The organism is Bradyrhizobium sp. HKCCYLS3070, from assembly GCF_051167575.1.
In the GTDB taxonomy this organism is placed as follows: domain Bacteria; phylum Pseudomonadota; class Alphaproteobacteria; order Rhizobiales; family Xanthobacteraceae; genus Bradyrhizobium.
In genome coordinates this window covers 201,394-215,087 of record NZ_JBNPTI010000004.1, presented here as the reverse complement: position 1 = coordinate 215,087, position 13,694 = coordinate 201,394, and the positions used below count along the sequence as shown (strand labels likewise).

12 protein-coding genes are annotated in these 13,694 nt (G+C 66.4%); 8 read left to right on the top strand and 4 right to left on the bottom strand.

Going from position 1 to position 13,694, the window contains the following annotated elements:
* The first annotated feature begins 84 nt into the window (after positions 1-84).
* Positions 85-276: a DUF1192 domain-containing protein gene (locus ACQR03_RS16065; protein ID WP_315713892.1), complete on the top strand. Its 192-nt coding sequence runs from the start codon at positions 85-87 to the stop codon at positions 274-276.
* A gap of 614 nt (positions 277-890) precedes the next feature.
* Positions 891-1,403: a DUF1465 family protein gene (locus ACQR03_RS16060; RefSeq protein WP_315713893.1), complete on the top strand. Its 513-nt coding sequence runs from the start codon at positions 891-893 to the stop codon at positions 1,401-1,403.
* 159 nt (positions 1,404-1,562) lie between these two features.
* On the opposite strand, the gene rpmE is transcribed toward ACQR03_RS16060, so the two are convergent.
* The gene (rpmE, locus tag ACQR03_RS16055) at positions 1,563-1,790 is read right to left on the bottom strand and encodes a 50S ribosomal protein L31 (protein WP_012046762.1); all 228 of its coding nucleotides are present in this window, start codon (positions 1,788-1,790) and stop codon (positions 1,563-1,565) included.
* 223 nt (positions 1,791-2,013) lie between these two features.
* Here rpmE and ACQR03_RS16050 point away from each other — a divergent pair, with 223 nt between their 5' ends.
* Positions 2,014-3,870 (top strand): ABC transporter ATP-binding protein/permease, encoded by a 1,857-nt coding sequence (locus tag ACQR03_RS16050; RefSeq protein ID WP_316169477.1) that lies wholly within the window; start codon positions 2,014-2,016, stop codon positions 3,868-3,870.
* Positions 3,871-4,017: 147 nt separating this feature from the next.
* Positions 4,018-4,218 (top strand): hypothetical protein, encoded by a 201-nt coding sequence (locus tag ACQR03_RS16045; protein WP_006614616.1) that lies wholly within the window; start codon positions 4,018-4,020, stop codon positions 4,216-4,218.
* A 227-nt stretch (positions 4,219-4,445) separates the two neighbouring features.
* Here ACQR03_RS16045 and ACQR03_RS16040 read toward each other — a convergent pair whose 3' ends face one another.
* The 3 genes from ACQR03_RS16040 to ACQR03_RS16030 are packed head-to-tail and all read right to left on the bottom strand — an operon-like array spanning position 4,446 to position 6,985.
* Positions 4,446-4,928, bottom strand: a complete 483-nt coding sequence (locus ACQR03_RS16040) for a GNAT family N-acetyltransferase (protein WP_315713895.1) — start codon at positions 4,926-4,928, stop codon at positions 4,446-4,448.
* Entirely contained in the window at positions 4,925-5,953 is a 1,029-nt protein-coding gene (locus ACQR03_RS16035) for a peptidoglycan -binding protein (RefSeq protein WP_315734445.1), read from the bottom strand. The genes ACQR03_RS16040 and ACQR03_RS16035 overlap by 4 nt, the downstream gene beginning before the upstream one ends.
* Positions 5,954-5,995: 42 nt before the next feature.
* Positions 5,996-6,985: a flagellar motor protein MotA gene (locus tag ACQR03_RS16030; protein WP_315713897.1), complete on the bottom strand. Its 990-nt coding sequence runs from the start codon at positions 6,983-6,985 to the stop codon at positions 5,996-5,998.
* A gap of 180 nt (positions 6,986-7,165) precedes the next feature.
* Here ACQR03_RS16030 and ACQR03_RS16025 point away from each other — a divergent pair, with 180 nt between their 5' ends.
* The 4 genes from ACQR03_RS16025 to ACQR03_RS16010 all read left to right on the top strand — a co-directional run bounded on the left by ACQR03_RS16025 (position 7,166) and on the right by ACQR03_RS16010 (position 13,672).
* On the top strand, positions 7,166-7,978 hold the full coding sequence (locus ACQR03_RS16025; protein ID WP_315826019.1) for a DUF1295 domain-containing protein: 813 nt from the start codon (positions 7,166-7,168) through the stop codon (positions 7,976-7,978).
* A gap of 12 nt (positions 7,979-7,990) precedes the next feature.
* Positions 7,991-9,019 carry an SAM-dependent methyltransferase gene (locus ACQR03_RS16020; RefSeq protein WP_434841717.1) on the top strand — a complete coding sequence of 343 codons (1,029 nt, stop codon included), beginning with the start codon at positions 7,991-7,993 and terminating at the stop codon, positions 9,017-9,019.
* A gap of 294 nt (positions 9,020-9,313) precedes the next feature.
* Entirely contained in the window at positions 9,314-10,510 is a 1,197-nt protein-coding gene (locus ACQR03_RS16015; protein ID WP_316172751.1) for an efflux RND transporter periplasmic adaptor subunit, read from the top strand.
* Positions 10,511-10,516: 6 nt separating this feature from the next.
* Positions 10,517-13,672 carry a multidrug efflux RND transporter permease subunit gene (locus ACQR03_RS16010; RefSeq protein WP_434841716.1) on the top strand — a complete coding sequence of 1,052 codons (3,156 nt, stop codon included), beginning with the start codon at positions 10,517-10,519 and terminating at the stop codon, positions 13,670-13,672.
* Positions 13,673-13,694: the final 22 nt, after the last annotated feature.

Below are 13,694 nucleotides of genomic sequence, written 5' to 3'. Positions count from 1 at the left end.
AAATCCTTCGGCGAGGGCTGAAAGCGGGTGCTGCCGCGTGCTTAAGCCAGCCGGGGCATGGCTGGCAACCGGGAGGAGGGTGAGATGGCGAACGAGGACGACGATCGGCCCCGCAAGGCCGTTTCGCACGAGATCGGGCAGGATCTGTCGATGCTGTCGGTCGAGGAGCTGACCAGCCGGGTGGCGCTGCTCCGGGCCGAGATCGAGCGCATCGAGCAGGCGGTGGCGAAAAAGCGCGCCTCGCGTGATGCCGCCGCCAGCATCTTCAAGTCGTGAACCTCGCAGCCGTAGAAACGCGGTCGGCCAGTGGCCGACATGGCTAACGAAGATTGAAAAATTTTCGCCATTTACGGTTGATTAAGCTTTCGCGTTTACAACCGGAACCGTCCTCGTTTGGACACCGAGTGGCTCCTGTCCACTCTGTTTGACGCCTCCCTGTTATCAACTTCAAAGCCGCCGGAAACGGCGGCTCTTTTTTTGCGCCCGCGCCGAGCCGGGCGAACCGGGCGGTCGCCCGTGGCGCGCTCCCCCATGCGCAGGCGGCGATCGTGGAACGAACGTCGTGCCGGCTCATTGCGCCCGTGCCGGTCTTCGGTCGCCAGCAGGTCAGGCGCGAAAATCCTGTGCGCCGCGGCAGGCGTGACGATCCTCGTTTCGACGACTGCAAACTATTGCCGTGATCATGGTTGCTAGTTGAGCTGATCGTGCGACTCGGCCGCGATCGGCCGTGTTGCAGTCGCAAATGGTACGAGGGCACGGCATGGCCCACGCCGTGGAAACCATAAAAGGCGTTGCTGCTGGACTCTCGAAACCGGCCGCGCAATGATTTGTTCATCATACCGGCGACGTTGCCGGGTTGCGTAAACAGTCGCGTTTAAGAGGCGTTAACCATGTCGGACCGTTTGCTGGGCGATGGCGCTCTGGTTCAGTTCAACGAGCGGCTCACCAATTCTGCTGCATTCGGCGCGCTGTTCCGGGAAGGCATGGATCTGGTCGAGGAGACCGCCGCCTATCTCGATGGCGACGGCCGCAACGAGGCCAAGGCGCTCGACCGCGCCGTCAGCCTGACCTACGCGACCGAGAGCATGCGTCTCACCACCCGCCTGATGCAACTGGCGTCCTGGCTGCTCCTGCACCGCGCGGTGAAGGAGGGCGAGATGACCCTGAGCCAGGCCAACCGCGAGAAGACCAAGGTCAAGCTCACCGCCGCAGATCCCGGGCCGGATGATCTGCTGGAGAAGCTGCCGCAGCAGCTGCAGAGCCTGATCTCGCGCTCGATGAGCTTGCAGGTGCGGGTCCGCCGGCTCGACTCGACCATTCATTCCCCGCCGCCGGACCAGAGCGCGATCGGCAATCCGCTGGTGCCGCATCTCAACCGGCTGAAGGCCGCGTTCGAGCAGTAGGCCCCGGCATCGGACGGCCCCCGCCGGGGCCGCTCCCCCAGCCGAAGGTCTCGTTGCGACCAGCTCAGAAACAAAAACGCCCCCGTTTCCGGGGGCGTTTTGCTGTGAGCTGTCGATCAGGCGCAGGCCAGGAAGGCCGGTGCCGAGGGCAAGAAGGCATCAATCCTTCTTGAGGAAGCCCTGGAACTTTTTCTGGAAGCGCGAGACACGGCCGCCGCGATCCATGATCTGCTGGGTGCCGCCGGTCCAGGCCGGGTGCGACTTGGGGTCGATGTCGAGGTTGAGCTTGTCGCCCTCTTTGCCCCAGGTCGAGCGGGTCTGGTACTCGGTGCCATCGGTCATCACGACCGTAATCGTATGATAATTCGGGTGAATGTCGGCTTTCATGGCTGATCCTACGGCACGATGCGAAGACATGATGCGACGCGGCCGCGCCTGATCCTGTCGTCACTGAAGGGGGACAATTGGCGGGCTCTATAGCCCAAGGTTCTGCCTAAAACAAGCCAAGGTCGCGGATGAACACCTTGGTACGTTTCCGGATTTGCCAAGCCCGGCCCGGCGGGCCTATCAGGACGGCAGATCGGTATTTGGAAGAATTCTCAGGTGGCCCATGAGCGCAGTGGAACGGCTTGACGAGCGGCAGGGCGCTGCCCCAGGGCAGGATCCGGTTGGAGACGCCGTTGCGGCCGTCGAGGCATTGGCCGAGCCGGCAAGCCCTGTGCGGCGCTCGAAGCTGCGCCCGCTGCTGGCGCTGTCTCCCTATGTCCTGCGCTATCGCGGCCGCGCCCTGCTGGCGCTGATCGCGCTCACGGTCGCGGCCCTGACCACGCTTCTGGTGCCGATCGCGGTCCGCCGCATGATCGATTTCGGCTTCACGCCGAAAGGCATCGAGCTGATCAACAGCTATTTCAGCGTCATGATCGCCGTCGTGGCGGTGCTCGCGCTGGCAAGCGCGGCCCGCTACTACCTCGTCATGACGATCGGCGAGCGCATCGTCGCCGATCTCCGGCGCGACGTGTTCGCGCATCTGATGTCGCTGTCGCCGTCCTTCTTCGATTCCGCCCGCTCCGGCGAACTGGTGTCGCGGCTCACCGCCGACACCACCCAGATCAAATCGGCGGCGGGCGCCTCCGTTTCCATCGCGCTGCGCAATCTGCTGCTGTTCATCGGCGCCACCGCAATGATGGTGATCACGAGCCCGAAGCTGTCCGGCTTCGTGCTGCTGGCGATCCCGCTGATCGTGCTGCCGCTGGTGGCGTTCGGGCGCTGGGTCCGGCGGCTGTCGCGCAACGCCCAGGACACGCTCGCCGACGCCTCGGCCTATGCGTCCGAGCTGATCGGCTCGATCAGGACGGTGCAGGCCTATACCAGCGAGAGGCTCGCGGCGGCGCGTTTCGGCGGCGAGGTCGAGCAGGCCTACGAGGCGGCGCGGGTCTCGACCCAGGCGCGCGGCGTGCTCACCGCGATCATCATCTTCATCGTGTTCTCCAGCGTCGTCGCGATCCTCTGGGTCGGCTCCCACGACGTGCTGACCGGTGCGATCAGCGCCGGACGGCTCGGTCAGTTCGTGCTCTACGCGGCCTTCGCCGCCGCCGGGCTCGGCCAGCTCTCGGAGGTCTGGGGCGAAGTGTCGGCGGCGTCCGGCGCCGCCGAGCGGCTGTTCGAGCTGTTGCACGTGCAGCCGGAAATCACGGCGCCCGCGCAGCCGCGCCCGATGCCGGAGCCGGCGCGTGGCGACCTCGGCTTCGAGCGGGTCAGCTTCGCCTATCCGGGCCGCCCCGATGTCCGCGTCCTCGATGACGTCTCGTTTGCGATCCGCGCCGGTGAGAAGGTCGCGATCGTCGGCCCCTCCGGCGCCGGCAAGAGCACGCTGTTCCATCTTCTGCTGCGCTTCTACGATCCCGCCTCCGGCTCGATCTCGTTCGACGGTGTGCCGGTGCGCGCGGCCGACCCGCGCAGGATGCGCGAGCGCATCGCGCTGGTGCCGCAGGAATCCGTGGTGTTCGCCGCCAGTGCGCGCGAGAACATCCGCTTCGGCCGGCCGGAGGCGACCGACGCCGAGGTCGAGCGCGCCGCCGATCTCGCTCATGCCAGCGAATTCATCCGCCGCTTGCCGGACGGCTTCGACACCTCGCTCGGCGAGCGCGGCGTCACGCTCTCGGGCGGCCAGCGCCAGCGAATCGCCATCGCGCGCGCCATCCTGCGCGATGCGCCGCTGCTGCTGCTCGACGAGGCGACCTCGGCGCTCGACGCCGAGAGCGAGACGCTGGTGCAGACCGCGCTCGAGGGGCTGATGAAGGACCGTACCACGCTGGTGATCGCGCATCGCCTCGCGACGGTGCTGTCCTGCGACCGCATCCTGGTCATGGATCGCGGCCGCATCGTCGAGCAGGGCACCCACACGTCGCTGGTTGCGGCCAACGGCCTCTATGCGCGGCTGGCCCGGCTGCAGTTCGAGGGCGTGTAGTTCCTGCAACACCGTGGACGGCCGGCAACACCCTCGGAATTCTCGTTCCCGACCCTGCAACCTTTCTCCCGCCTTGTACGTTCCCTGCCGGAACAGATGGCGCGCCGCTCGTAGCAGGCGTGCCGGGTCCCAACAGGAGCAACGGACATGCCTTATCGTCGTGGCAGTTTTGCCCTCACGCCGCCCTCGTTCGTCATCTTCGCAATTGCGCTGGTGCTCGCCCTCGTCGCGATGCTCGCGCACTACATGCACGCCTCGGTGCCGCTGCTGTCGGCCGCCCACGCCTTCGACGCGCTGGCGATCGCGTTCGTGGTGCTGACGATCGGTGTGCTGTTTCGCGGCGTTTGAGGACAATACGAAACGGGTCGAGCAGAGAAGTCGTTAGCTCCCTGCGCCAGCAATTGTGTGAATAGAAATCGCGGCGCGCTCGGTGCACCTCGCCCCGCGTGCGGGGAGAGGTCGGATTGCATCGTCAGATGCAATCCGGGTGAGGGGGGCTCTCCGCACGGTCGGTGCGCGTGGCTGCCCCTCACCCCAACACTCTCCCCGTAAGAACGGGGAGAGGGAGCGCAGCGTCATTGCGGCACCATCTCGGATTCAACAGATTGTGTTGGCATCCACACCATCCGCAGCACGGGACGGCCCGAGGTCGGGTTGACGTCCTCGCCGGCTTCAATGAAGCCGTTGCGCTTGTAGAAGCGGATCGCGCGCGCGTTGTCTTTGTTCACAAGCAGCGTGATGCCGTGAGGTGATCGCTCCTTCGCTGCATCGACCAACTGAGTAGCGAGCGGCGAGCCCCAATGCTCGGGCGAGACGACCAGCTGATCGAGATAGCCCGTCGCATCGATCGTGACGAACCCGGCGAGCACGCCCTCCGCCTCGGCCACGATCACATCGGCCTTCGGCACCAGCTCGCTGCGCCAGCGTTCGCGCCACCACGGAACGCGCGCGGCGAAGTCGATGGCGGGATAGGCGAGCTGCCACGTCTCCTGCCACAGCGCGATTGCCGCGTCCTCGTCGTCGGCGCGATAGGGGCGCAGGGTGGAGCTCGACGTCACCGCTCCGTCAGCTTCAGCTCGATACGCCGGTTGCGGCGGAAGGCGTCCTCTGTGTTCGCGGGGTCGAGCGGCTGGAATTCGGCGAAGCCCGCCGCGACCAGGCGCTGCGCCGGCACGCCGAGCGAGATCAGATACTGCACCACCGAGATGGCGCGCGCCGAGGACAACTCCCAGTTCGACTTGAACACCGGGCTGTTGATCGGACGAACGTCGGTGTGGCCGTCGACCCGCAGTACCCAGGAGATCTCAGCGGGGATCTGCTTGTCGAGATCGACCAGCGCCGTCGCCACCGAGTTCAGCTCCTGCTGGCCCTCGGGCAGCAGGGTGGCTTGCCCCGTGTCGAAGAACACCTCGGACTGGAACACGAAGCGGTCGCCGACGACGCGAATGTCGGGACGGTTGCCGAGGATGGCGCGCAGCCGGCCGAAGAACTCCGAGCGGTACCGGGTCAGCTCCTGGACCCGCTGCGCCAGCGCGACGTTGAGGCGCGAGCCGAGATCGGCGATGCGGCTCTGCGATTCCTTGTCGCGCTTCTCCGAGGCATCGAGCGCATCCTCGAGCGCGGCGAGCTGGCGGCGCAGTGCGCTGATCTGCTGGTTGAGCACCTCGATCTGGGCCAGCGCCCGCGCCGTGACCTGCTTCTCGGAGTCGAGTGCCCGGTTGAGTTCGTTGGCGCGGCCGGCGGCATTGCTGCCGGCATTGGCGAGCCCGTCATAGAGGCCCTTGACGCGGTCGCGCTCAGCTTCGGCGCTTGCGAGCCCGGCGCGCAGTTGCGCAACCTGGTCGTCCAGCGAGAGCTTGCCGAGCTTCTCCAGGGACAGCATCTCGTTGAGCTGCGCGATCTTGGCGTTGAGTTGCTCCAGCGCCTTGTCCTTGCCGGTGACCTCCTGCGACAGGAAGAACTGCACCACCAGGAACACGGTCAGCAGGAACACGATCGACAGCACCAGCGTCGACAGCGCATCGACGAAGCCCGGCCAGTAGTTGAGGCCGGAATCTCCACGGCGGGTACGGGCAAGCGCCATTCAGCGTCTCCTAGTTCGTCTTCGGCCGGCCGGCGGAGCAGCTCAACTCTTCTCGGTCTGCCGCGCCAGCCGCTCCAGCAGCCGCTTGATCTCGCGGTTCTGCTCGCCCTGGCCATCGGCCCATTCGCGGATCATCTGCTGCTCGGTGCGCATGTGCCCGACCAGGCCCTGGATCGCCTCGGCGAGGTTGGCCATCGCCGCGGTGGCGCCGCGGTTGGAGCCGTCCTCCAAGGCGGTGCGCAGCCGCTCGATGGCAACCGAGAGGTCGGCACCGGTGTCGCCGCTGCCGCCATATTCCCGCACGGTGCCAGCGAGCCAGTCCTCCAGATCGGTATAGAAGCGGTTCTGCGCCTGGCTCGATTGCAGGTCGAGGAAACCGAGGATCAGCGAGCCGGCGAGGCCGAACAGCGAGGACGAGAACGAGATGCCCATGCCGCCCAGCGGCGCGGCAAGGCCGCCCTTCAGCGTATCGAACAGCGCGCCGGCGTCGCCACCGACCTTGAGCCCCTCGATCACCTTGCCGACCGAGCCGACCGTTTCGATCAGGCCCCAGAACGTGCCGAGCAGGCCCAGGAACACCAGGAGGCCGGTCATGTAGCGCGAGATGTCGCGGGCCTCGTCGAGCCGGGTGGCGATCGAGTCGAGCAGGTGCCGCATGGTCTGCTGCGAGATCGACATTCGCCCCGAGCGCTCGCGGCCGAGGATCGCGGCCATCGGCGCCAGCAGGACCGGGTGGCGAGGCACCGCCAGGCCGGGATCGGCGATGCGGAAATTGTTGACCCAGGACACTTCCGGATAGAGCCGGACCACCTGGCGGAACGCCAGGATGACGCCGATCAACAGTACCGCCCCGATCAGCGCGTTCAGGCCGGGATTGGCGAAGAACGCCAGGATGATCTGCTTGTACAGCACGACACCGACCAGGGCGCACAGCACCAGGAAGACCAGCATCCGCACCAGGAAGATCCGGGGCGTGGACAGCTTGGTCGGTTCGAGATCCATCGCGGAGCGGGAAGGGGAGCCTTGAGGCATTGTCGATGACATCCGTTGCGGGGACCGGTCCCTGAAATCCACTATGGCACAGCAGCAGCGGGAAAAAAGCCGCGATCAGCGCAATCCCGTCCCTGCGCGGAACTATGGCTGAAACCGGCGGGCATCCGCGGCGTAGTTAGTCCCGTGGCTCATATCTAACGGGAACGCCCTGGCTTTGTCATGACCGTCGTTGAATATCTGCAGGCGCTGCTGGCGATGGCCGTGGCGATGTCGGTGCTGATGGGGCTCGCCTGGGTCGTGCAGCAGCGCACCGGCAACTCCGGCTGGGTCGACACGATCTGGACATTTTCCGTCGGGCTGGTCGGCGCCGCCGGCGCGATCTGGCCCGCCGGCGGCGCCGCCCCCAACGCGCGGCAGTGGCTGGTCGCGGTGCTGGTGGCGGTCTGGTCGCTGCGGCTCGGCGGCCATGTCGCAGCGCGCAGCCGCGGCATCTCCGACGATCCGCGCTACGCGGAGTTTGCCCGGCAATGGGGTGCGGCCGCACCGCGAAAGATGTTCCTGTTCCTGCAGCAGCAGGCCTGGGGCTCGATCCCGCTGGTGTTCGCGATGTTCGTCGCCGCCCATGCGCCGGCCGCCGAGCTTCGGCTGCAGGACTATCTCGGCATCCTCGTGCTGTTCGCAGGCATCGCCGGCGAGGGCGTCGCCGACGCTCAGCTCAAGGCGTTCCGCGCCGATCCTGCCAACAAGGGCAAGGTGTGCGACGTCGGCCTGTGGCGCTGGTCGCGCCATCCCAACTATTTCTTCGAGTGGGTGTGCTGGCTGTCCTATCCGGTCATCGCGCTGTCGTTCGACCATCCGTGGGGCCTCGCCAGCCTGCTCGCGCCATTGTTCATGTACTGGATCCTGGTCCACGTCACCGGCATCCCGCCGCTGGAACAGCAGATGCTGCGCTCGCGCGGCGATCGCTACCGGGCCTATCAGGCGCGCACCAGCGCGTTCTTTCCCCTGCCGCCAAATCCTTTTACGAAGTAACGGAGCCACCGCATGAGCTTCATCTCGACCATCATCGGCGCCGCCGAGCGCGTGCCGCTGCCCGATGCCGTCATCCGCTCCGCGATCTCCGAATTGTGCTCGCGCACGGCGGCGCGGCTCGGCGGGGCCGATGCGATGGGTGACCCAGAGTTCGCCCGCCTGCTGACGACGCGGCCGATCGCCGAGCATACCGACGCGGCGAACAGCCAGCACTATGAGGTGCCGGCGGCGTTCTTCGCCCGCGTGCTCGGGCCGAACCGCAAATACTCCTGCTGCTTCTACAAGGAGCCGGTCTCGACCCTGCGGGAGGCGGAGGAGGAGGCGCTGCGCCAGACCGTCGCCAATGCCGATCTCCAGGATGGCCAGACCATTCTGGAGCTCGGCTGCGGCTGGGGCTCGCTGTCGCTGTTCATGGCCCGGCAGTTCCCGCGTGCGAAGATCACGGCGGTCTCCAACTCGCACTCGCAGCGCCGCGCGATCGAGGAGATGGCGGCCGCGCGCGGCCTGCTCAACCTGCGGGTCGTCACCGCCGACATGAACGGGTTCGCTCCCGACGCGCGCTTTGATCGCATCGTCTCGGTCGAGATGTTCGAGCACATGATGAACTGGCGCGAGCTGCTGTCGCGGGTCAGATCATGGCTCGCGCCGGACGGCCGCCTGTTCATGCACATCTTCACCCACCGCACCGGATCCTACCTGTTCGACCGCAACGATCGCGAGGACTGGATCGCGCAGCACTTCTTCACCGGCGGCATCATGCCGAGCCACGGCCTGATCCGGCAGTACGCGGATCTGTTCGCGGTCGAGAAGGAATGGCGCTGGAGCGGCACGCATTATCAGCGCACGGCACGGGACTGGCTCGCCAATTTCGATGCCGATTACAACCGCATCCTGCAGGTGCTGCAGCCGGTCTATGGCGACGACACGGCGCTGTGGATGCGCCGCTGGCGCTGGTTCTTCCTCGCCACCGCGGGTCTGTTCGGGCACGACGAAGGCCGTGAATGGGGCGTCAGTCACTACCGCCTGCGGCCGGCGAACTAATTTGTTCGCTGCGGCGGGATGCCGCAGTGCTGGAGGGGGATTCGCGTTTCGCTCCGCGGAACCTGCTGGGAACCTGCTGCCACAAAGTACTCACAATTAGGTGAGTCCCGAAAAAGCTTGATCTATCAGTTATGTAGTTCGTGTGACATCAAGCCGCCCGGGTTTCGCGTTGCGTCGCAGCAGCTCTTTTCTATGTTGCAGCAAGGCGAGCGCCAGAATGGCGCCATGACTGGGCCATCCAGTCGACTGGTTTTCATCATCATCATCATCATCATCGAGGGGGCTCCTCCACGCATGTCACGTTTTCGCGCGTCGCTGGTCAGCAGTGCATTGATGCTCGCGGCCGCCGCGCCGCTGCTGGCCGGCTGTAACGACCCCATCCAGGCTCAGGCCTCCGCCAATGAGCAGATCGTCATTCCGGACGTCGGCATCGTGACCGTCGAGCAGAAGGCGCGAGCGATCGTGCGCGAGCTGCCCGGCCGCATCGCGCCGACCCGCGTCTCCGACGTCCGTCCGCGCGTCTCGGGCATCATCGTCGAGCGGCTGTTCCGCCAGGGCAGCGAGGTCAAGGCGGGCGATCCGCTCTATCGCATCGATCCTAAGCCGTTCGAGGTGGAGATCCTGTCGAGCCGGGCAGCGCTGGCCAAGGCCGAGGCGGTGCATGAGCGCGCGGTGCAGCAGGCCCACCGCATCAGCCTGCTGTTCAAGGAGCGCGCAGCCCCGGCGGTCGAGAACGAGAAGGCGATCTCGACCGAGCGCGAGGCAGCGGCCGACATCGAGGCCCGCAAGGCCGATCTTGCGCGTGCCCAGCTCAATCTCGACTATGCGACCGTGCGCGCGCCGATCGACGGCATCGTCGGCGCGGCCCAGGTCAGCGAGGGCGCCATCGCGGTCCAGAACGAGACCTCGCTGGTCACGATCCAGCAGCTCGATCCGATCTATGCCGACTTCACCCAGTCGGTGAGCGAGCTCAACCGCCTGCGCCGAGCGTTCGAGTCGGGCGACCTCGACCAGATCGCGTCCGACGCGATCAAGGTTCGTCTCGTGCTCGACGACGGCACGCCGTATTCGATCCCGGGCAAGCTGCTGTTCTCCGACGCCAAGGTCGATGCCGCCACCGGTCAGGTCACCTTGCGCGGCGAGTTCGCCAATCCGAAGCGCGAGCTCCTGCCGGGCATGTATGTCCGCGTCCGCATCGAGCAGGGCATCGACAGCGACTCCGTCGGCGTGCCGCAGCAGGCGGTGCAGCGCAACGCGGCCGGCGGGTCCGAGGTCTACGTCATCCGCGACGACAACCGCGCGATCGCCAGGCCGGTGCGCACCGGTCCGACTCAGGATGGCCTGGTGCTGATCACCGACGGTCTGCGCGCCGGCGACAAGGTCGTGGTGGACGGCTTCCAGAAGTTCGCCGCCGGCGACAGGGTCGCGCCCCAGCTCTGGACCGAGGTCAGCGCCGCGTCGCAGCTCGAATCGAAGTCGGCGACGCGGTAAGTCGCCATGCCGAGCTTCTTCATCGACAGGCCGATCTTCGCCTGGGTGGTCGCGCTGTTCATCTGCCTGATCGGCGCGATCGCGATTCCGCTGCTGGCGGTGGCGCAATATCCGATCATCGCGCCGCCCTCGATCTCGATCTCGACCAGCTATCCCGGCGCCTCGCCCGAAAACCTCTACAACAGCGTCACGCGCCTGATCGAGGAGGAGCTCAACGGCGCCTCCGGCATTCTCAACTTCGAATCCACCAGCGACTCGCTCGGCCAGGTCGAGATCACCGCGAACTTCGTGCCGGGCACGTCGACCAATGACGCCTCGGTCGAGGTGCAGAACCGCCTCAAGCGTGTCGAGGCGCGGCTGCCGCGCGCCGTCATCCAGCAGGGCATCCTGGTCGAGGAAGCCTCCGCCGCCGTGCTGCAGATCATCACGCTGCAGTCGACCGACGGCAGCCTCGACGAGGTCGGCCTCGGCGACTTCATGATCCGCAACGTGCTCGGCGAAGTCAGGCGCATTCCCGGCGTCGGCCGCGCCACGCTGTATTCGACCGAGCGCTCGCTGCGCGTCTGGCTCGATCCCGCCAAGCTGATCGGCTACGGCCTCACTGCCGACGACGTCACCAAGGCGATCGGCGCGCAGAACGCGCAGGTCGCCTCGGGCAGCATCGGCGCCGAGCCCGCGACGACCTCGCAGCGCACCTCGGCGCTGGTGCTGGTCAAGGGCCAGCTCGATTCGCCCGACGAGTTCGGATCGATCATCCTGCGTGCCAATCCCGACGGCTCGACGGTGCGGCTGCGCGATGTCGCGCGCGTCGAAATCGGCGGCCTCAGCTATCAGTTCAACACCCGCCTCAACGGCAGGCCGACTGCGGGTCTCTCGGTGCTGCTGTCGCCGACCGGCAATGCGCTGGCGACCGCGAGCGCGGTCGAGGCCAAGATGAAGGAGCTGTCGCGCTTCTTCCCCTCCAACATCAGCTATGAGATTCCCTACGACATCACGCCGGTGGTGAAGGCGTCGATCAAGCGGGTGCTGATGACCCTGGTCGAAGCCGTGGTGCTGGTGTTCGTGGTGATGTTCCTGTTCCTGCAGAACATCCGCTACACCATCATTCCGACCATCGTGGTGCCCGTGGCGCTGCTCGGCACCTGCGCAACGCTGATGCTGGTCGGCTACTCCATCAACATGCTGACGATGTTCGGCATGGTGCTCGCGGTCGGCATCCTCGTCGACGACGCCATCGTCGTGGTCGAGAACGTCGAGCGCATCATGACCGAGGAGGGGCTGTCGCCGAAGGAGGCGACGCGCAAGGCGATGGGCCAGATCACCGGCGCCATCATCGGCATCACGCTGGTGCTGATGGCGGTGTTCGTGCCGATGGCGTTCTTCCCCGGCTCGGTCGGCATCATCTATCGGCAGTTCTCGGTCACCATGGTGGCGGCGATCGGCTTCTCGGCGCTGCTGGCGCTGTCGCTGACCCCGGCGTTGTGCGCGACGCTGCTGAAGCCGGTCACGGCCGGCCACGGCCACGCAAAGAAGGGTGTGTTCGGCTGGTTCAACCGCTTCATGGACAACAGCCGCAACCGCTACACCGGCGTGGTCGGCGGCGCGCTGAAGCGCACCGGACGGCTGATGCTGATCTATGCGATCTTCCTGGTCGGGCTGACCTTCGCCTTCATCCAGTTGCCCGGCGGCTTCCTGCCGGTCGACGACCAGGGCTTCATCACCACCGACGTCCAGACGCCGGCGGACTCGTCCTACGCGCGGACGCAGGCCGCGGTGGAGGCGGTCGAGAAGTATCTCGCCAAGCGCGAAGGGATCGAGGACGTCACCTTCCTGACCGGCTTCAGCTATGCCGGTCAGGGCGTCAACACCGCCCAGGCCTTCATTTCGCTGAAGGACTGGTCGGAGCGCGGCAAGCGTGACAGTGCCGCGGCGCTGGTCGCCGACATCAATCGCGATCTCGCCGGCTTGCGCGACGCCAAGATCACGGCGCTGCAGCCGCCGCCGATCGACAATCTCGGCAACTCCTCGGGCTTCAGCTTCCGCCTGCAGGACCGCGGCCAGAAGGGCTATGCTGCGCTGATCGCTGCCGCCGACCAGCTGATCGCCGAGGCCAATGCGAGCCCGGTGCTGCAGAAGGTCTATGTCGAGGGTCTGCCGCCGGGACCCCAGGTCAATCTGATGATCGACCGCGAGAAGGCCGGCGCCTTCGGCGTCACCTTCGAGGACATCAACACCACGATCTCGACCAATCTCGGCTCTACTTACGTGAACGACTTCCCGAACCGCGGCCGCATGCAGCGCGTCGTCGTGCAGGCCGACCGCATCAGCCGCATGAACGCGGACGACATCCTCAACTACAGCGTCAAGAACGCGAAGGGGCAGCTGGTGCCGTTCTCGTCGTTCGCGACCATCCAATGGGCCAAGGGACCGAGCCAGATCGCCGGCTTCAACTACTATCCGGCGATCCGCATCTCCGGCGAGGCCAAGCCGGGCTACACCTCGGGCGACGCGCTCAAGGAGATGGAGCGCCTCGCCGGCAAGCTGCCGCGTGGCTTCGGCTATGAATGGACCGGACAGTCGTTGCAGGAGAAGCTGTCGGGTTCGCAGGCGCCGCTGCTGCTCGGTCTCTCGGCGCTGGTCGTGTTCCTGTGTCTCGCTGCGCTCTACGAGAGCTGGACGATCCCGCTCGCGGTGCTCTTGACCGTGCCGCTCGGCATCCTCGGCGCCGTCGTCGCCGCCAATCTGCGCGGCCTGTCCAACGATGTGTACTTCACGGTGGCGCTGATCACCATCATCGGTCTCGCCGCCAAGGACGCGATCCTGATCATCGAGTTCGCCAAGGATCTGCGCGCCCACGGCAAGCCGCTGGTCGCGGCGACGATCGAGGCCTGCTCCTTGCGCTTCCGCCCGATCATCATGACCGGTCTCGCCTTCGTCTGCGGCGTGCTTCCGATGTCGATGGCGACGGGCGCCGGCGGTGCCAGCCAGCAGGCGCTCGGCACCAATGTGATGGGCGGCATGATCGCGGTGGTGATCCTGGCGCTGTTGATGGTCCCCGTGTTCTTCGTCTCGGTCCAGCGCGTGCTCGCGGGGGATCGGGAGAAGACGGAGCCGGTGGCGGAGCTTGAGGCTTATGGGCCGCCGGCACCGGCGAAGCCGTGAGTGAGGTCGAATAGGCCTTTTT